We start from the raw sequence: 17,247 nt of genomic DNA, 5'->3' as shown, positions 1-17,247 counted from the left end.
AACACCGGACATCCCCCGGACAAGCGAAGGGCCCGGAGTCATTGACCCCGGGCCCTTCGTCCGATTTTCCCGTCAGGAACCGCCGCCCGCACGGGCGTCGGCCGCGTCCTGGATGGCCTCCTTCAGGTCTTCCTGGGCTCGCCCGTAGGCACCCCAGTCACCCTCGCGGAAAGCCTCCTCGCTGCGCTCGTAGGCGTCCTCGATGTCCTGGAGGGCCTGCTGGAGGTCCGGGTCGCCGGGCGGGTCGCCGCCCGGGTCCTGACCCTGGTCCTCGCCCGGGTCCTGACCCGGATCCTGACCGGGATCCTCACCCGTGTCGCCGGTCCCGTCGGCCTGGAAGACGTTGTTCAACGCCTCCTCCAGCGTGTTCTCGAACGCGACCCGTTCGCCGTAGACCGCGACGACCTTCCGCATGCGCGGATAGCTGGTGTTCGCGCCCTCGATGTAGACCGGCTCGACGTAGAGCAGACCGCCCCGGAGCGGCACCGTCAGCAGGTTGCCGTACTCGATCTCGGAGTCGCCGCGTTTGAGGATGTTGAGGTCGTCGGCGATCTCCGGATCGGAGTTGATCTTGCTCTGCACCTGCTGCGGTCCGGCCACCGTGGTGTTGGACGGCAGTCTCAGCAGGTCGATCCGCCCGTAGTTCGGACTCGTCGCGTTCGCGTCCACCGCCATGAAGGCGCCGAGCGTCTCACGCTCCACCGGGTTGAAGGTGGTGGTCAGCGAGAACGTCTGCTCCTTCTCCCCCGGCAGCTTCATGCTCAGGTAGTACGGCGGAACGGCCGTGCTGCCCTCGCGCGTGGGGTCGTCCGGGATCTGCCAGCGCTCGCTGCCGCTGTAGAACTGCGAGGCGGACGTGACGTGGTAGCGGGTGAGCAGCTCGCGCTGGACCTTGAACAGGTCCTGCGGATACCGCAGGTGCTCCTTGAGGTCCTTGCTGATCGCGCTCTTCGGCTCCACGGTGCCGGGGAAGGCCTTCATCCAGGTCTTCAGCACCGGGTCCTTCTTGTCCCACTGGTAGAGCTCGACCTCGCCGGTGTAGGCGTCGACGGTGGCCTTCACCGAGTTGCGGATGTAGTTGACCCGGTTCTGCTGGGCGACGACCGAGCGCTGGCTGTCGGTCAGGGCGTCGGTGGTGGTGTCGCCCAGCGTGGTGCGCGAGGAGTACGGGTAGTTGTTGGTCGTCGTGTAGGCGTCGACGATCCACTGGACCTTGCCGTCCACGATCGCCGGGTAGGGGTCGCCGTCGATCGTCAGCCACGGGGCGACCGCCTCGACCCGCTCCTTCGGCGTCCGGTTGTAGAGGATCTGCGAGCCCTCGCCGATGGCACCCGAGTAGAGGATGCGCGGCTCGCCGAAGCTCATCGCGTACGCGGCCCGGTTGAACGGGTTGGACAGCTCGACGCCGCCGTCGCCGGTGTAGGAGTAGGTGACCTCCTCACCGTCCCCGACGTAGTCGATCTCCTTCTGCGGGCCGTCGACGATGGAGTAGTTCGTCGTCTGCTCGCCGTAGTAGATCCGCGGCTGGTACTCGCCCAGCTCGCCCCGCGGCGGCAGGTTCTTCTCCAGGAAGACCGGCTCACCGTCCTTGTCGACCTCGGTGCCCTTCGCCGCCACCATGCCGTAGCCGTGGGTGTACTTGAAGTGCTCGTTGATCCATCCCTTCTTCGGGATGCCGTCGGGGTCGATCTCACGGAGACCGACCACCGAGTCGACCTCCTCGCCGTCCTCCGTGGTGTAGCGGTCCACGTCCAGCGTCGCGGGGAACTCGTAGTACCCGCGCACCTGCTGCTTCTGCTGGAAGGTCGGCGAGACGACGTTCGGGTCGAGGAGGCGGAGGGCGGCGGTGGTGTCCGCCGCGTTCCGCAGCTCCTGGTCGCCGGCCTTGCTGGTGCCCGAGTAGTTGGTCGCCCGCGAGTCGTTGATGTTGTACGCGTCGCGCGTCGCCTTGATGTTCTTCTTGATGTACGGCGTTTCCTTGGCCTGCTCGTTCGGCTCGACCTGGAACTTCTGCACGATCGCCGGGTAGAGCCCGCCGATGAGGATGGCCGAGAGCACCATCAGGCCGAAGCCGATGACGGGGAGCTGCCAGGTGCGCCGCCACAGGGTCGCGAAGAACAGCACGGCGCAGATGATCGCGATGATGAAGAGGATGGTCTTCGCCGGCAGGTACGCGTTGGCGTCGACGTACTTCAGGCCGGTCCAGTTCTCCGTGGCCTTGAAGTCGCTGCCCTTCACCGCGAGGCCGTACCGGTCCAGCCAGTACGCCACGGCCTTCAGAGCGACGAAGACGCCCAGCAGCACCGAGAGGTGGCCGGTCGCCTGCGCGGTGGCGCGGGCCCCGGGACTGGTGACGCGCAGCCCGCCGTACAGGTAGTGCACCAGGCCGGCGGCGATCAGCGAGAGCACCGTCGCGGCGAACCCGAAGCCGAGCAGAAAGCGGTACCAGGGCAGGTCGAACGCGTAGAAGGCGACGTCCATGCCGAACTGCGGGTCGGTGGTGCCGAAGTCCACGCCGTTCACCCACAGCAGCCACTTGCGCCACTGCCCGGCGGCGGACGCGCCGGACACGAGGCCGACCAGCGCGGCGATGCCGAGCAGGATCCACCTCTTGTACGGCGCGATGCCCATGCGGTAGCGGTCCAGGCTCTGCTGCTCCAGCGACATGGCGCTCAGCGGCGGTCGCAGCCGGTGCGCGAGCCAGATGTTCAGCCCGACGACGGCGGCCATCAACAGGCCGAAAACGGCGAACAGCCCGACCTTGGTCACCAGGGTGGTGGTGAAGACCGAGCTGTAGTCCAGCGAGCGGTACCACAGCCAGTCCGTCCAGAACCCGGCGAACATGACGAAGAGCATGGCGAGGACCGCGAGCACGCCCGCGGTCATGAGCAAGGTCCGGGCGCGCCGCGAGGGTCGGCCCACTCTGATCCGTGGCCCGGTGGGACCTCCGGAGCCCCGGTCCGGCATCTGGAAAGCCAAGGTGCGCACCTCGAAGATTCGCAGTGGATGATGCAGGGCCCGCATCGTAGGCCCACCTAGGCAACTTACCGAAGCTTTACCCGGTTCCCGAGTCCGGGGGCCGGACCGGCAGGATGGAGCGATGAACAGCAACGCGACAGGCGGCACCCCGATGGCCACGAGCCCCCTGACCAGGGCGGTTCTCGAAATCGACGAATACGCGGCGGGTCTGGGATGGGATCAGCCCGCACGGCTCTTCGCCCTGGTCGACACCGCGAGGCTGCGCGCCGAGGAGCCCGGGCTCGCCGAGCAGCTCGGTGTGCAGGGCGGCGACGAGGAACAGCCGGGCGTCCTCGCACTCACCCCCGTCGAGCAGGACGAACTGCCGCCCGGCACTCCGCTCGACGAGTTCCTGGGCACGATCGGCTGGCCGGACGCCGTGGCCGGCTGCGCGCTCACCGTCGAGCGGCTGATGCTGCCGCCCTCCGCCGAGGACTCGGCACCCGAGGACATGGACGAGGCCGGGCTGTCGCGGTGGGTCGCCGAACACCCGGAGCGGCAGGAGGTCCGGATGACCGTGGGCGTGCTGCGCGACGGCGCCCGCGAGTCGGCACTGCGGCTGCGGGAGAAGGACGCCTCGACGGAGGTCCTCACCGGCGCCGGGCTGGTGCCGGGGCTGGCGGACGCCCTCGCCTCGACCTTCGACGAGGCCGGCTGAAAGACGAGACGGGCTGAGGGACGGGTCCGTGCCACGGGGCACGCCCGGGGCTCCGGGCGCCCGGAGCCCCGGGCGGCCCCGGGCTCCGGGTGACCGGTCTCAGTCGCCGCAGCGGGGAAGGTCGGCGGTCTCGCCCGCGCGGATCTTCTCCAGCGCGCCGAGCGCGTCGTCGAGCGTCTCCACCTCGACCAGGGTGAGGCCGTCGGGCTTGTGCGCGAGGGCGGAGGAGCAGTTCTTGGCCGGGGTGAGGAAGTACTCCGCACCCTTGTCGTGGGCGGCGATCGTCTTCATGCCGATGCCGCCGATCGCGCCCACCCGGCCGGTCGCGTCTATGGTGCCGGTGCCCGCCACGAAGGCGCCGCCGGTGAGCTTGTCCTCGGGTGTCAGCTTGTCGATGATGCCCAGCGCGAACATCATCCCGGCGCTCGGGCCGCCGACGTCCGCGAGCGAGATGTCGATCCGGAACGGGAAGGTGTGGGTGAGGCCGGGCTGGATGCCGACGATGGCGCGGCCGTCCTCCGGCGCCTTCTCGGTGCGGACGGTGACCTGTTCGCCGTCGAGGGAGCCGATGCCGCGGCCGTCCTTCTGCGCGTCCTCCACCTCGTCCGCGGGGACCACCGTGAAGCGGACCTTCTCGCCCGGCTGGTGGCGGGTGACGATGTCGGCGACCTCCGTCGGCTTCCGCACCTGCTCGCCGTCCACCGACCGGATGATGTCGCCCGCGTGCAGCGTGCCCTGCGAAGGGCCGCCCTCGATGACCGCCTGCACCACCACCCGGGCGGTGACCGGCTCGCCGATCGCCTTGAGCGCGGCCGCCTTGGCGCTCTCCTGGGACTGGCTGAACTCCTCCGCGTTCTGCTGGTCGACCTCCTCGGCCGACTTGTCCTCCGGGTAGAGGATCTCGTGCGGCACCACCGCGTCGTCCTCGCTGAGCCAGCCGTGCAGGGCCGTGAACAGGTCCATCCGGTACTCGGAACCCGTGACGCGGACGGTCGTCATGTTGAGGTGCCCGCCGTAGGCGTTCTCCGGGATGTCCTTGTCCGGGAAGCTCAGCACCTGCTCGCCGTCCACTTCGCCCAGCGTGTTGTACGTCGGCCCCGGGGACATCTCCGCATACGGCACCTTGATCAGCACGACCCCGCACAGCAGAGCTATGAGAAGCAGCGTGGACGCAAGCATGGTCGCGGTGCGGCGTGGCATGCGTACGACAGTACGGGACCGGGGTGTCAGTGCGCTTCCCGGCCCGCACCGCTCCCGGCGGGCGGCATGGTGCCGTGGTTCGCCGGTACCCGCGGCGTCGAGGCGGCCGGAGCGGCGGGCTCGAGGGAACCGGCCTCGCCACCGTGCGTGCGCGCCATGACGGCGCGGAACCGTTCGTACCCGGCCACGCCTGCCGCGTCCGGGACGACCGACTTGCGCCGGGCGGCCCAGCCGCCCCAGACGCTCGCCACGACTCCGGCGGCGACCGGGATCAGCAACCAGAGGAGAGCCGCCATCGAGACCTCCCGACGTGGAAATGCGCTGGTCGACCGGACCTCCGGCCGACTGATGAGCAGATTAGCTCTCGGCGCTTCCAACGCTCGGGGCGGGTGCGGAGTTACGCAACGCCGACACGCACACCGGTCACAAGGTGTTTGAAACCCGCACTCCGCCCGCGCCCCCGAATGGGGGCCTACGCGTCATCGCGGGCGCTACGCGCCCACCCATTCCTGGGTGCCGTCGTGGAAGGTCTGGTGTTTCCAGATGGGGACTTCGGACTTCAGGTCGTCGATGAGACGACGGGACGCCGCGAAGGCCTCCGCGCGGTGCGGGCAGGAGACCGCGACCACCACCGCCAGGTCGCCGATCTCCAGGTCGCCCACCCGGTGCACGGCCGCCAGCGCCCGCACGGGGAAGTCCGCGGCGACCTTCTCCGCGACCCGGCGCAGCTCGGCCTCCGCTGTCGGATGGGACGAATAGCCCAGTCGGGCGACATCCGCGCCGCCGTCGTGGTCGCGGACCGTTCCGACGAAGAGCGCCGTCCCGCCCGCAGCCGAGTCGCCGACCGCGGCGAACACCTCGTCGACCGACAGCGGGGTGTCGCGGATGCCCAGCAGCCGGATCGGGTCGGGTGCGGGCTGCTCGCCGGGGTGCTCGTGCGTCTGTGCCATGCGGCTCATGCTGCCCCACCGAGCCCCGCAGCGGAACCGCCGTCTGCTCCGTGGACGACGTCGCGACGGAGGCGACGGGGGCGACGGACGGGAGCGACCGCGAGGTCAGACGCCCCGGCGCTTGCGTGCCCGGCGCACCACCGCCGCGGCGCCCAGCAGGGCGACCGTGGCGCCGGCGGCGCCGGCCGCGGTGGCGTCCTTGCGGCCGAGGCGGCGGCCCGCGACCGTGTGCCGGCCGGCGACCTCCTCCAGCAGCTCGGCCAGCACCTCCTCGTTCGTCCAGGCCGGGCGCCAGCCCGCGTCGTGCAGCCTGCTGCCACTGACCACCCAGGGGTGCATGGTGTACGCCAGGTCGCCTGCCGGGGAGGGCGTTATGCCGAGCCGGTGGAGCCGGGAGGCGGCGCCGAGCGCGACCGACGACGGCAGCTCCATGCGCCGGATGCCGGTCAGCTCCTCCACCTCCTCCTGCTCCAGCCAGCCGTCGCAGCCCACGGCCAGCTCACCGTCGACCTTCCCCAGCACCGCGTACTCCAGGGCGCTGACCAGGTCGTCCACGTGACAGAACTGCCAGCACGGCCGCGAGCCGGCGACCACCAGCAGGCGCGGCGACTCGAAGTAGCGGGTCAGCGCGGTGTCCGTGCCGCCGACCAGCACGGCCGGCCGGAGCACGGTGACGTTCAGGCCCGGGTGGGCGCGGGGTGCGCGGTGCGCCAGACGTTCGATCTCCAGCAGGTCGCCCATGCCCGTGGCCTCCGCGGTGGCCCGCAGCTCGGCGTCCTCCGCCAGCGGCACGTCGTTGTCCGGGAGGGCTCCGTAGACCATCGCCGAGGTGCAGACCACGACGCGCGGCACCCCGGCCGCGGCCGCCGCCGTGAGCACGGTCTGCGCGCCGCGCACGTTGTAGGCGGTACGGGCCGCCGGGTCGGCTTCCAGGTCCAGGTCGAGCGCCAGGTGGACCACCACGTCGACGGGGCGGGTGTCGCCGCGCAGCCGGTCGGCGATGGCCGGGTCCCGCACGTCGAGGGTGTGCCACTCGACGCCGTCCACCTCCCCGCGACGCTCGTCCAGGGCGATGACCTGCTTGATCTCCGGCGAGGCGGCGAGCCGCTCGGTGAGCAGGGCACCCACTCCCGAGGCCGCGCCGGTGACGGCGACGACGGGGGTTCGCGCTGCGCGAACGTCGGACGGGGAGGAACTCACCGGGCGTCTCCAGTGGTTGTTTCTGGTACGAGGTGGGCTGGACCCATCCTGCCTGACGGGTGTCTAGGCTGGAGGCAGAGCCCACCGGATCGGTCAGATCCACACCCGCGACCGTACGCGGGGTCCGGGCCCGGCCGTGCACGCCACACGCGACAGCGCACGCAGCAGCGAACCGTCCGACGAGACAGAGCCGAGGAAACCCGTGAGTGACATTCCGTTCGGATTCGGCGTACCTCCCGAGGAGCCCGAGGACGGGGACGAGGGCAAGAAGAAGCGGAGCGGCGACGAGGGACAGGGCGGCCGGAGCGACGGCCCGAGCCCGAACCCGTTCGGCTTCGGCGGAGGCCAGGGCAGTGCGGACAACCCGCTGGCCGCCATGTTCGGCTCGCTGGGCGGAGCCGGCGGTGCGGGCGGCTTCGACCCCAACGACCTCGGTGCGGCGTTCCAGCGGCTGGGCCAGATGCTGTCGTACGAGGGCGGCCCGGTGAACTGGGACATGGCCAAGGACATCGCCCGGCAGACCGTCGCCCGCAGCGGCGAGAACAGCGGCGACAAGGACGTCAGCGTCGGCCCCACCGAGCGCGGCGCGGTCGAGGAGGCCGTACGGCTGGCGGACCTGTGGCTCGACGGCGCGACGTCGCTGCCCTCCGGGTCCGCCTCGGCGGTGGCGTGGAGCCGCGCCGAATGGGTCGAAGCGACCCTGCCGGTCTGGAAGGACCTGGTGGACCCAGTCGCGGAGCGGGTCGGCGCGGCGATGGGCGACGTGCTGCCCGAGGAGATGCAGGCGATGGCCGGGCCCCTGCTCGGCATGATGCGCTCCATGGGCGGCGCGATGTTCGGCACCCAGATCGGCCAGGCACTCGGCGTGCTCGCCGGGGAGGTCGTCGGCTCCACCGACGTCGGCCTGCCCCTGGGCCCCTCGGGCAAGGCCGCGCTGCTGCCGCACAACATCGAGAAGTTCGGTGAGGGCCTGGGCGTGCCGCTGGAGGAGGTGCGGCTCTACCTGGCGCTGCGCGAGGCGGCTCACCAGCGGCTCTTCCAGCACGTGCCGTGGCTGCGCTCGCACCTGTTCGGCGCCGTCGAGGGCTACGCCCGCGGCATCAAGGTGGACACGAGCAAGCTGGAGGACGTGGTCGGCCAGTTCGACCCGCAGAACCCGGAGGAGCTCCAGCAGGCGCTGCAGCAGGGCATGTTCCAGCCGGAGGACACCCCCGAGCAGAAGGCCGCCCTGGCCCGGCTCGAGACCGCCCTCGCCCTGGTCGAGGGCTGGGTCGACGCGGTGGTGCACGCCGCCGCGGAGCCCCACCTGCCGTCGGCGGGGGCGCTGCGCGAGACGCTGCGGCGGCGCCGCGCGTCCGGCGGCCCCGCGGAGCAGACGTTCGCCACCCTGATCGGGCTGGAGCTGCGGCCGCGACGGTTGCGGGACGCCGCCCGGCTGTGGGCGTCGCTGACCGACGCGCGGGGCGCCGAGGGCCGCGACGGCCTGTGGTCCCACCCGGACATGCTGCCCACCGCGGACGACCTCGACGACCCGGACGGCTTCGTGCACCGCGAGCAGCCGGACTTCTCCGAGTTGGACAAGATGCTGGGCGACGCGGCGGAACGCCGCACCGACGGCGGGCCCGGGGCGGACGGCGGGGACGCCGGTGCCGGCGGTCCGGACTCCGGAGCCGGCGGTCCGGACGAGCAGAAGTGAGCCTGCACGCCGACGCGGGCCGCGTACTGAAGGAGTGGGGCGCCCCGGACGCCGAGCAGGAGCGGCTGCGGCTGGCCTACCTCGACCACCTCGCCGCCCATCCGGACGGCGTCTGGAAGGCGTGTGCCGACGCGCACGTGACGGCGAGCGCGCTGGTGGTCGACGCCGACGGCGGGCGGGTGCTGCTGACCCTGCACCGCAAGCTGCGGATGTGGCTCCAGACCGGCGGCCACTGCGAGCCGGAGGACACGACGCTGGCGCAGGCGGCGCTGCGGGAGGCGACGGAGGAGTCCGGGATCACGGGGCTGTCGCTGCTCGGCGACGCGCCGGTACGGCTGGACCGGCACCTGACGCCGTGCGCGTGGCACCTGGACGTGCAGTACGCGGTGCGGGCGCCTCGCGGGGCGGTGGCGGAGGTCAGCGAGGAGTCGCTGGACCTGCGCTGGTTCCGCTTCGCGGAACTCGCCGACGTCACGGACGCCTCCGTCCAGCGCCTCGCCACCGCGACGAGCCGCCTGCTCGACTGACGGTGACGGGCGCCGTACGAGCCTGCCGCCCCCGGTCGCCGGGCGCGCGCTGCGCCCGGCGACCGGGGTCACGCGGCGTCAGCCCCAGATGTTGCCCTGGTTGGCACCGCGGGCGCCCTGGGCCCCCACACCGAACTGGGCACCGAGGCCCTGCCCGATCTGGGCGTTCTGCGGCGGCAGCAGCTCGGCGGGCTGCACCAGCGCGTGGCCCTCGCCCATGAAGCTGAGCTCCCACCCCTCGCCGGTGTTGCCGCGCCGCCGCCACACACTGGAAGCGCTGGTCTGCGCCTGCATCTGCACGCGCAGGGAGGAGGACCAGGCCACGACCGCGTCGGAGTCGGCGTTCGCGTAGGCGTCCGGACTGACCGTGAGCAGCAGCGGCTGGCCCGACGTCATCAGCGCGACCTTGCCCTGGCCGGTGATGTTGAGGTTGTACTTGCCGGAGCCGGACACCCCGTACTGGCTGTCGACGGAGACGACCTCCCAGTGCAGCTGGGAGTCGAGGGCGAGGACGTACTGGCTGTCGACGGTCAGCCCTTCGTGGCCGACGTCGAGGAGGTGGACGTACTGCGCGAGGTTCGCGAGGAACACCGTGCCCTGCCCGGAGACGCGCATCAGGTCCAGGCCCTCGCCGGTGCGCCGCCGGGCGCGCCGCTGGCCCTGCGTCTGGTACTCGCCGTCGAACTCCAGCATGCCCTGATAGGCGACCATGCTGCCCTGGCGGGCGAGCACGTCGTCGTGGCCGGTGAGCCCGACCCGCAGCAGGCGCGGGTTCTGGAGGGCGTAGCGGTCCGTTGACTGGACCTCGGTGTAGCCGAAAAGCGGACTCTGCATGATCTCTTCGCTCCCCCTCAGCCCCGCGCCCGCAGGCGGTCGGCGCTGTCCTCGCTGGGCTGGACGACGACGAAGCCCTGGCCGGAGAAGCCCAGCTGGTAGGCCTCTCCGCTGCCGCGGCCGATCATCGACGACGCCTTGAAGCTGCGCTTGCCCTTCATCTTCAGGTGCGTCGACCAGGCGACGAGCGCGTCCGGGTCGACGTAGGTCTCGTCGGCGCCCTTGCCGCAGTCGACGACGACGGGCGTGCCGCGGGTGGTGAGCGCGACCCATCCGGTGCCGGAGATCGCGACGTTGAACAGGCCCTGGCCGGAGAACTTCGCCATGCCCTTGACCCGCTGCACGCCCCAGTTCAGGTGGGCGTCGAAGGCGAGGAGGTTGGTGCCGTTGACGGACAGGTTGTCGTCGTTCAGGCCGACCACGACGACGTCCGCGCCGTAGTCGGCGAGGTAGAGCAGGCCGTCGCCGTGGCAGCGCATCAGCGGCGCGCCTTCGCCCGTCAGCCACTGCGAGGCCATCTGGCGTACGGCCGGCGGGTTGGGCTCGTACTGGACGAACCCCTCGTAGGCGATCATCGATCCGGTGCGGGCGAGGAGGTCCTGCCCGCTCTGCATGGCGACCTTCAGCATGCTGCGGCCGTGATTCTCCATGCGTGCGGCGGGGCGGGTCGGGGCGTGGCCCGAAACGAGTTGCTGATCCATGACGGGCTCCCTCAGACCTCGCACGGCTGGACGACGATGAAGTTGCCGGGAGCGCCCCGGAACTGGAGGTTGACGGTCTCGCCGCTCTGGCCGCCGTACACCTGGCGGCGCAGCCGGACCTGGCTGGAGACGATCACCTGTGCGCCCGCGGACCAGGCGACGACCGCGTCGGCGTCGGCGAAGGTCGTCGGCGTGACGGGCAGCACCACGGGCGTGCCCTGCGTCCTGACGACGACCGTGCCGGTGCCCTGGAACTGCATGGTGAACAGCGCGCCGCCGGGGATGCCGTGGCCCTCGATGCGCCGCACCTCGTGGTGCAGCGACTCGTCGAAGGCGAGCACGTTCTCCGCGGAGACGCAGATCGCGTCGCCCTGGAGTTCGATGGGGTGCAGGTGGGACGCGCTCTCGGCGAAGAAGACCTGCCCGCCGCCGGTGCAGCGCATGAGCTGCATCTCCTGGCCGGTGGCGTTGCCGACGACGCGGCCCTTGAAGCCGGCGCCCTTGTAGGAGAAGTCGACCTTGCCCTGGTACAGCACCATGCTGCCCTGACGTGCGAGCACGGGCTGTCCGTCGACGCCGAGGTCGACGCGGGCCAGTTCCTCGTTCTGCAGGGTCCAGCGCCGGCCGGTGGCGGCCTCGCGGTACTTCTCCAGGGCCGTGCCGAGGCCGGGGGGCGGCGTCTGCGGCACCGGCTGGGCGGCTGCGGCGGGCGGCTGAGCCGCGGCGAACGGGTTGCCCATGGTCTGGCCGGGCACGGTGGGCTGCCCGGGCGGGCCCGGGGGATGCTGACCGAACGGCGGCGGGGCGGGTGCCGGTACGCCCTGGGCGGGCGGGGCGGCGGCCGGTGGCGGGGCGGCGGGCGCCGCGAAGGACTCGCCGGGCTGCCAGCCGGGACCGCCGGGCGGGCCGGGCTGCGCCGGAGGAGCCGGAGGTTGCTGGCCGAACGGCGGCTGGGCGGGCGTCTGCGGGGCACCGAAGGCCGGCTCGGGCTGGGCCGGCGGAGGCGCCGGTGCCGGTGCCGGCGGGGCGGCCTGCCCCGGAGGCGGCGCGAAGCCGGGCGCGGCCTGCGCCGGGGCGCCCGGAGGCGCGAAGCCCGGCGCGGTGCCGGGAGCCGCGCCGGTCCCGGCGGGCTCCTCCTCCAGCACCTCGCCGCCGAAGTGCCGCAGCAGCGCGTCCAGCCCGCCGTCGAAGCCCTGCCCGACGGCGGCGAAGCGCCACACGTCCTTGAGGTAGAAGTCCCCGAGCATCACGGCGCGTTCCGTGGTGAACTCCGAACCGTCGAAGGCGTAGCGGGCGACCTCCTCGCCTCCTGCGACGATCCGCAGGTAGCCCGGGGCGATCTGGGACATCTGCCCGGCCCCGTCGACGGTCGCGGTGAAGGAGAGCTTCTGGATCTGGGCGGGAATCCTGTCCAGCGTGACCCGGAACGACTCGGTGTCGCCCGCCTGCGCGCCGAGCAGCTGCACGGACTCCTCGGGCGACTTGGGCTGGTTGAAGAAGACGAAGTAGCGGTCGTCGGCGAGCCTCTCCTGGGCGTCGAGACCGAAGCAGCTGATGTCGAACCCGAGGCCCGGTCCGGTGATCTGCACGCCCACGTACAGGTCCGTGCCCGCCGTCAGATCACTGATCCTGGCCTTGTGGCCGCGTTGGAATTGCCTGGACATACGTAACGACCGTCCCCCATCCGGTGGCGATTGGTGCGTCGCGCCAGGCTAGCGGGTGAAGGCGGCGTATCACTCACCCTGTGCGGAAGGAGTGTGCGGCAGACGCCCGGCGGCGGCGACGCCCTCCAGGAAGCCGCGGGCCCGCTCGGTACGCGGGTAGGTGTCCAACAGCCGCCAGAAATCCGGCCCGTGGCCCGGCACCAGCAGGTGCGCGAGCTCGTGCAGCAGCACGTAGTCGACGACGAAGGACGGCATGCCCTGAAGCCGGTGCGAGAGCCGGATGCTGCCTTCGGCGGGGGTGCAGGAGCCCCACCGGGTGTGCTGGTTGGTGACCCAGCGCACGGAGGAGGGGCGGGCCCGGCCCTGGAGGTACTGCTCGGAGAGTTCGGTGGCGCGGCGGGCGAGTTCGCTGCCGTCGAGCATCCGCCGGTTCTCCTGGGCGGCCAGGCGGTCCAGCATCACCCCGATCCAGCGTTCCTCCTCCGCCGCGGTCATCCGGTCGGGGATGAGCACCACGGTGCGGTCGCCGTCCCGGTAGGCCGAGACCGTGCGACGGCGACGGGTGCTCCGGCGCACCTCGACCGCGCCCCTGCCGGTTCCGGTGCTGTTCAGCGGCTCGACGGTCACGTCTTGAAGTTACCCTCCCCACGGCCCGCGATGCGTGTCACCCGGCCGTGGACGGCGCGGAGGAGTGATCGGACAATCGGCCACAGCCTGTGGACAGCCGGCTACGCCGTTTTCGCGCAGCACGCATCCTGGCCCCATGCATCCCATGATCAAGCCGGCCTTGCGCCGGGGCTGGCGTGACCGCCACACGCTCCAGTACGGCGTGGCTCCCGCGCACGCGGTGCTGCTCGGTCCGGTGGACGACGCGTCGGCGGCGTTCCTGGACCGGCTGGACGGCACCCGCAGTATGGAGCTGCTGCGACAGGAGGCGGTGCGTGCCGGCCTGCCGCCGGGCGCGGCCGACACCCTCGTGGCCCGGCTGACCGCCGCCGGGCTGCTGGACGACGCCGAGACGCACCGGCGGGCGGCCGGGCGGACGGGGGACGGGCTGCGGGCTGACCTGGCGTCGCTGTCCACCGTGCACCCCGAGCCGGGCGGCGGGCCGGCACGGCTGGCCGCCCGCCGCAGGGCACGGGTCCGGGTGCGCGGTGCGGGCAGGGTCGGCGCGGCGGTGGCGGCCCTGCTGTCGGCCGCCGGGGTGGGGCGGGTGGAGGTGCTGGACGGCGGAGACGTCGAGCCGTGGGACACCCTGCCCGGCGGGATCGGCAGGGGCCGGATCGGTGAGCGGCGGGACGTGGCGGCGCGCCGCGTGGTGTGCGAGGCGGCGCCGTGGCCGCGCCGGCCCCCGCCCGAGGCCACCCGTGACGGCGACGGCATCGCCCTGGTGGTCGTGGCGCCGCGCGACGGGCTGGACGCCTACGCCCCGGATCCGGCCGCGGCCGCCGCACATCTGCGGGCGGGCGCTCCGCATCTCTTCGCGGGGGTCCTGGAGGGCACCGGCTTCGTCGGTCCGCTCGTGCTGCCGGGCGTGACGGCGTGCGCGGAGTGCCTGCACCGTGCGCGGGCGGAGCGGGAACCTGCGTGGCCGCTGGTCCTGGCGCAGTGGCGCAGCTCGGGCCGCAGACGGGCGGGCGTCCCCGCCTGCGACGCGGCCCTGGCGACGGTGGTGGCGGGGATCACGGCGTCGTACGCACTGAGTTTCCTGGACGGCGACGGGCTGCCGGCCGCAGGCTTCCGCACCCGCTGGGTGCTGCCCCATCTGAGTGCGGAGACGGAGCGGGTGACGCCGCACGCGGACTGCCCGTGCGGGGCGGCTTCCGGTCCGGGTGACCCTCCGCCCTCGGCAGGCGTCCCGGTGCAGTCCACAATGGCCCGGTAGGGCTGGACAGTCCGGGAGTTGGAGGGGCGCATGTCTGATCTTCCCCGCAGGGCGGTCACCCGCACCGCGAAACTGGCCGCACTCCCCCTGGGTTTCGCGGGGCGCGCGACCTGGGGCCTCGGCAAGCGGATCGGGGGGTACTCCGCGGAGCTCGTCGGCAACGAGCTGCAACAGCGCACCGCGGAGCAGCTGTTCCGGGTGCTGGGCGAGCTGAAGGGGGGCGCGATGAAGTTCGGGCAGGCGCTCTCCGTTTTCGAGTCGGCGCTTCCCGAGGAGATCGCCGGCCCTTACCGGGCGACGCTGACCAAGCTCCAGGAGGCGGCGCCCCCGATGCCCGCCGGCACGGTGCACGGGGTGCTGGCCGAGAGCCTGGGCGAGGACTGGCGTGAACTCTTCGAGGAGTTCGAGGACAAGCCGTCGGCCGCCGCCTCGATCGGCCAGGTGCACAGGGGTGTGTGGCACGACGGCCGGGAGGTCGCGGTGAAGGTGCAGTACCCGGGCGCCGGGGACGCGCTGATCTCCGACCTGGCACAGCTCGGCCGGTTCGCCCGGCTGCTCGGCCCGCTGGTGCCCGGCATGGACGTGAAGCCGCTGATCACCGAGCTGCGCGAGCGCGTCACCGAGGAGCTGGACTACGCGCTGGAGGCCGAGGCGCAGCGCGGGTACGCCGACCAGTTCGCGGACGACCCCGACGTGTGGGTGCCGGACGTCGTGCACCAGGGCGACTGCGTGCTGGTGACCGAGTGGATGACCGGCGTGCCGCTGTCGGAGGTGATCGCCGAGGGCGGGGAGGAGGCGCGCGACCGGGCGGGGCAGCTGCTCGCACGCTTCCTGTTCTCCGGCACGGCCCGCACCGGGCTGCTGCACGCCGACCCGCACCCGGGGAACTTCCGGCTGATACCGGGCGAGGACCCGGACAGCCCGCCGGCGGAGTGGAAGCTGGGAGTGCTGGACTTCGGCACCGTCGACCGGCTGCCCGACGGGCTGCCGCCGACGATCGGCACCGCGCTGCGCCTCGCTCTGGACGGCGACGGGGACGCGGTGTACGCGATGCTGCGGGAGGAGGGCTTCGTCAAGGACTCCGTCGACCTGGAGCCGGACGCGGTGCTGGACTACCTGCTGCCGATCATCGAGCCGGCGCGGGTGGAGGCGTTCACCTTCAGCCGGGGCTGGATGCGGGAGCAGGCCGCCCGGATCGCCGATCCGCGCTCGCCGGCGCACCAGTTGGGCAAGCAGCTGAATCTGCCCCCGTCGTACCTGCTGATCCACCGGGTCACGCTCAGCACGATCGGGGTGCTGTGCCAGCTGGGCGCCACGGTGGCGCTGCGGGACGAGATGGCCGACTGGGTGCCGGGCTTCGACCCGTCGCCGCCGGAGGAGACCGGGGCACCCCTCGACGACACGGCCCCGGAGGCGTGACCGGATCAGCCCGGCACGCCGAGGGGCCGGGGCGTGGAACGCCCCGGCCCCTCGGCTCGGAAGTCACCGCATCACGGTGGAGGTCGCCCCGTGACGGCGGGGTTCAGCCCGTGACGGCCCGGGTCACTGCATGACCGCCATCGCGACGGCCCGGCGGGCCCGCAGCGAGACGCGCTCGGCACGGCGCTGAAGGCGTCGGGCGCGGACGACCCGCAGCGCCGTCTGTTCGGATTCGGCCTCGTAGAGGCGTGACTGGAGTTGGGCTCGGGCCAGGGATTCTGGCATGAGTTGCATCTGTCGGGTCCTGTTCTGCGAAGAGTGCGGGGTACCGGCCTCGGGCCGGCGGAATGCGCGGTGGGGGGAGTCGTTCATCGTGAGGTCCTGCTTCGGAAGGTGACGCAGCTGCGGATCGCGCGTCGACGGGTGATTGAGCGTTCCCTGGACGTTCATGCCACGACCGGGTTCTTCCGCGGACGGCCACGCGGCCGCTTGCGGGGAACGACGACGCCCTGGACGAACAGCTCGCCGCCCCAGACGCCCCAGGGCTCACGCCGGTCCTTGGCGCCGGCCAGGCAGGCCTCGCGCAGCGGGCAGGTCTGGCAGAGCGACTTGGCGTACTCGACGTCCGCGGGGGCCTCGGCGAAGAAGACCTCCGGGTCGTAGGAGCGGCAGGGGACGGCGACGCCGAGCCTGTCGATGGCGTCGTCGAGCTCGGTGAGGGTGATGAGCGGGGCGGTCAAGGAGTCCTCCGTGGGGCCGGGCGGGATCAGGTCGGTGGTCGGTGACGGCGCGTGCGCTTCGAGATGCACTGTCGGTGTCTTCCTCGTCGGTGGTGTCTGTTGTCTGTTCGGCCCGGCTGGTGGCCGGGCGGCTGGGGCAAACAGAAGGGCCGCGGATCCCGGTGAGGGTTCCGCGGCCCTGGAAGGTGCCGACCTGATCACTGCCGATCAGGCTGGATCTCTCCAGGGTTCGTGGCCACGGAAGGCCCACATCAGGTGCTGCTTCTTCTGGCGACCCACGCCGGCACCGTTGGCCGCGAAGCCGAGGGCATAGGCCGCTGCCTGTGCCTCTGCTGCCACCGCGGGTGCCTTGGTCGGTCGCTCGGCGCCGAGCCGCTCGTTGCCGCCGGCGATCTCGACGACGCCCGGACCGAACGGGGCGAAGGCGGAGACGGGGGCGCCGGACAGACCGGTGCCGCGCAGGCGGGAGCCGAGCAGGCACGTGGAGACGGCCGAGCGGTCGGTCGTCGTGGTGTTGATGAAGCTGATCACTGGGCTCGCCTCCTCTCGGCGTCTCGGGGACCGGGGCTCCGGCCCACGGGCCGGAGCTGATCCGAAGATGTTCAGGGTTCAGTACAGCATGAACGGGGTGGAGCGAGAAGCCCCCGCCCTGTCCACGTCTGGAAGGCTATGAGGCCGCACTGCGGCTGCGCAAACTATTTTCCGGCTTCTTCTGTAACAGCTTCTGTGACGGACCGGCCGGCCCGCTTCCCGGG

17 protein-coding genes are annotated in these 17,247 nt (G+C 72.2%); 5 read left to right on the top strand and 12 right to left on the bottom strand.

Going from position 1 to position 17,247, the window contains the following annotated elements; genetic code table 11:
• Nucleotides 1-72: 72 nt before the first annotated feature.
• The gene (locus RM572_RS04630) at nucleotides 73-2,988 is read right to left on the bottom strand and encodes a UPF0182 family membrane protein (RefSeq protein WP_394813518.1); all 2,916 of its coding nucleotides are present in this window, start codon (nucleotides 2,986-2,988) and stop codon (nucleotides 73-75) included.
• Nucleotides 2,989-3,100: 112 nt separating this feature from the next.
• Between RM572_RS04630 and RM572_RS04625 the strand changes: the two genes are divergently transcribed.
• Nucleotides 3,101-3,676, top strand: coding sequence for a PPA1309 family protein (locus tag RM572_RS04625; RefSeq protein ID WP_311671975.1), 576 nt, complete (start codon nucleotides 3,101-3,103; stop codon nucleotides 3,674-3,676).
• Between the two features lie 99 nt (nucleotides 3,677-3,775).
• Here RM572_RS04625 and RM572_RS04620 read toward each other — a convergent pair whose 3' ends face one another.
• The 4 genes from RM572_RS04620 to RM572_RS04605 all read right to left on the bottom strand — a co-directional run bounded on the left by RM572_RS04620 (nucleotide 3,776) and on the right by RM572_RS04605 (nucleotide 7,026).
• Nucleotides 3,776-4,876, bottom strand: coding sequence for a YlbL family protein (locus RM572_RS04620; protein WP_311671974.1), 1,101 nt, complete (start codon nucleotides 4,874-4,876; stop codon nucleotides 3,776-3,778).
• Nucleotides 4,877-4,902: 26 nt separating this feature from the next.
• The gene (locus RM572_RS04615; protein ID WP_311671973.1) at nucleotides 4,903-5,172 is read right to left on the bottom strand and encodes a hypothetical protein; all 270 of its coding nucleotides are present in this window, start codon (nucleotides 5,170-5,172) and stop codon (nucleotides 4,903-4,905) included.
• Between the two features lie 195 nt (nucleotides 5,173-5,367).
• Nucleotides 5,368-5,826 carry a molybdenum cofactor biosynthesis protein MoaE gene (locus tag RM572_RS04610; RefSeq protein WP_394813517.1) on the bottom strand — a complete coding sequence of 153 codons (459 nt, stop codon included), beginning with the start codon at nucleotides 5,824-5,826 and terminating at the stop codon, nucleotides 5,368-5,370.
• Between the two features lie 105 nt (nucleotides 5,827-5,931).
• Complete coding sequence (locus tag RM572_RS04605) at nucleotides 5,932-7,026, bottom strand: SDR family oxidoreductase (RefSeq protein WP_311671971.1); 1,095 nt, start codon at nucleotides 7,024-7,026, stop codon at nucleotides 5,932-5,934.
• 202 nt (nucleotides 7,027-7,228) lie between these two features.
• Here RM572_RS04605 and RM572_RS04600 point away from each other — a divergent pair, with 202 nt between their 5' ends.
• Nucleotides 7,229-8,722 (top strand): zinc-dependent metalloprotease, encoded by a 1,494-nt coding sequence (locus RM572_RS04600; protein ID WP_311671970.1) that lies wholly within the window; start codon nucleotides 7,229-7,231, stop codon nucleotides 8,720-8,722.
• Nucleotides 8,719-9,249 (top strand): NUDIX hydrolase, encoded by a 531-nt coding sequence (locus RM572_RS04595; RefSeq protein WP_311671969.1) that lies wholly within the window; start codon nucleotides 8,719-8,721, stop codon nucleotides 9,247-9,249. The genes RM572_RS04600 and RM572_RS04595 overlap by 4 nt, the downstream gene beginning before the upstream one ends.
• 78 nt (nucleotides 9,250-9,327) lie before the next feature.
• On the opposite strand, the gene RM572_RS04590 is transcribed toward RM572_RS04595, so the two are convergent.
• The 4 genes from RM572_RS04590 to RM572_RS04575 all read right to left on the bottom strand — a co-directional run bounded on the left by RM572_RS04590 (nucleotide 9,328) and on the right by RM572_RS04575 (nucleotide 13,075).
• Nucleotides 9,328-10,083, bottom strand: coding sequence for an AIM24 family protein (locus RM572_RS04590; protein ID WP_311671968.1), 756 nt, complete (start codon nucleotides 10,081-10,083; stop codon nucleotides 9,328-9,330).
• A gap of 17 nt (nucleotides 10,084-10,100) precedes the next feature.
• Nucleotides 10,101-10,784 carry an AIM24 family protein gene (locus RM572_RS04585; protein WP_027766157.1) on the bottom strand — a complete coding sequence of 228 codons (684 nt, stop codon included), beginning with the start codon at nucleotides 10,782-10,784 and terminating at the stop codon, nucleotides 10,101-10,103.
• Between the two features lie 11 nt (nucleotides 10,785-10,795).
• Nucleotides 10,796-12,448: a TerD family protein gene (locus tag RM572_RS04580; protein WP_311671967.1), complete on the bottom strand. Its 1,653-nt coding sequence runs from the start codon at nucleotides 12,446-12,448 to the stop codon at nucleotides 10,796-10,798.
• 69 nt (nucleotides 12,449-12,517) lie between these two features.
• Nucleotides 12,518-13,075, bottom strand: a complete 558-nt coding sequence (locus RM572_RS04575) for a M48 metallopeptidase family protein (RefSeq protein ID WP_311671966.1) — start codon at nucleotides 13,073-13,075, stop codon at nucleotides 12,518-12,520.
• 136 nt (nucleotides 13,076-13,211) lie between these two features.
• Between RM572_RS04575 and RM572_RS04570 the strand changes: the two genes are divergently transcribed.
• Nucleotides 13,212-14,333 carry a ThiF family adenylyltransferase gene (locus RM572_RS04570; RefSeq protein ID WP_311671965.1) on the top strand — a complete coding sequence of 374 codons (1,122 nt, stop codon included), beginning with the start codon at nucleotides 13,212-13,214 and terminating at the stop codon, nucleotides 14,331-14,333.
• A 30-nt stretch (nucleotides 14,334-14,363) separates the two neighbouring features.
• Nucleotides 14,364-15,752 (top strand): ABC1 kinase family protein, encoded by a 1,389-nt coding sequence (locus RM572_RS04565; RefSeq protein ID WP_311671963.1) that lies wholly within the window; start codon nucleotides 14,364-14,366, stop codon nucleotides 15,750-15,752.
• Between the two features lie 123 nt (nucleotides 15,753-15,875).
• Here the strand turns inward: RM572_RS04565 and RM572_RS04560 are convergent, their stop codons facing one another.
• The 3 genes from RM572_RS04560 to RM572_RS04550 all read right to left on the bottom strand — a co-directional run bounded on the left by RM572_RS04560 (nucleotide 15,876) and on the right by RM572_RS04550 (nucleotide 17,023).
• On the bottom strand, nucleotides 15,876-16,202 hold the full coding sequence (locus tag RM572_RS04560) for a hypothetical protein (protein ID WP_027766162.1): 327 nt from the start codon (nucleotides 16,200-16,202) through the stop codon (nucleotides 15,876-15,878).
• Nucleotides 16,199-16,561: a WhiB family transcriptional regulator gene (locus tag RM572_RS04555; protein WP_136182497.1), complete on the bottom strand. Its 363-nt coding sequence runs from the start codon at nucleotides 16,559-16,561 to the stop codon at nucleotides 16,199-16,201. The genes RM572_RS04560 and RM572_RS04555 overlap by 4 nt, the downstream gene beginning before the upstream one ends.
• A gap of 138 nt (nucleotides 16,562-16,699) precedes the next feature.
• Nucleotides 16,700-17,023 carry a hypothetical protein gene (locus RM572_RS04550; protein ID WP_311671962.1) on the bottom strand — a complete coding sequence of 108 codons (324 nt, stop codon included), beginning with the start codon at nucleotides 17,021-17,023 and terminating at the stop codon, nucleotides 16,700-16,702.
• Nucleotides 17,024-17,247 lie beyond the last annotated feature (224 nt).

The sequence above is a fragment of the Streptomyces hazeniae genome (assembly GCF_031845485.1).
GTDB lineage: Bacteria > Actinomycetota > Actinomycetes > Streptomycetales > Streptomycetaceae > Streptomyces > Streptomyces hazeniae.
This window is presented reverse-complemented; position numbering and strand designations above follow the sequence as displayed.

What these genes read in the sequence shown, in the direction of transcription:
- RM572_RS04625 (WP_311671975.1), top strand. Translation starts at nt 3,101, where the DNA reads ATGAACAGCAACGCGACAGGCGGCACCCCGATGGCCACGAGCCCCCTG.
- RM572_RS04620 (WP_311671974.1), bottom strand. Translation starts at nt 4,876, where the DNA reads ATGCCACGCCGCACCGCGACCATGCTTGCGTCCACGCTGCTTCTCATA.
- RM572_RS04615 (WP_311671973.1), bottom strand. Translation starts at nt 5,172, where the DNA reads ATGGCGGCTCTCCTCTGGTTGCTGATCCCGGTCGCCGCCGGAGTCGTG.
- RM572_RS04610 (WP_394813517.1), bottom strand. Translation starts at nt 5,826, where the DNA reads ATGGCACAGACGCACGAGCACCCCGGCGAGCAGCCCGCACCCGACCCG.
- RM572_RS04590 (WP_311671968.1), bottom strand. Translation starts at nt 10,083, where the DNA reads ATGCAGAGTCCGCTTTTCGGCTACACCGAGGTCCAGTCAACGGACCGC.
- RM572_RS04585 (WP_027766157.1), bottom strand. Translation starts at nt 10,784, where the DNA reads ATGGATCAGCAACTCGTTTCGGGCCACGCCCCGACCCGCCCCGCCGCA.
- RM572_RS04580 (WP_311671967.1), bottom strand. Translation starts at nt 12,448, where the DNA reads ATGTCCAGGCAATTCCAACGCGGCCACAAGGCCAGGATCAGTGATCTG.
- RM572_RS04570 (WP_311671965.1), top strand. Translation starts at nt 13,212, where the DNA reads ATGCATCCCATGATCAAGCCGGCCTTGCGCCGGGGCTGGCGTGACCGC.
- RM572_RS04565 (WP_311671963.1), top strand. Translation starts at nt 14,364, where the DNA reads ATGTCTGATCTTCCCCGCAGGGCGGTCACCCGCACCGCGAAACTGGCC.
- RM572_RS04560 (WP_027766162.1), bottom strand. Translation starts at nt 16,202, where the DNA reads ATGAACGTCCAGGGAACGCTCAATCACCCGTCGACGCGCGATCCGCAG.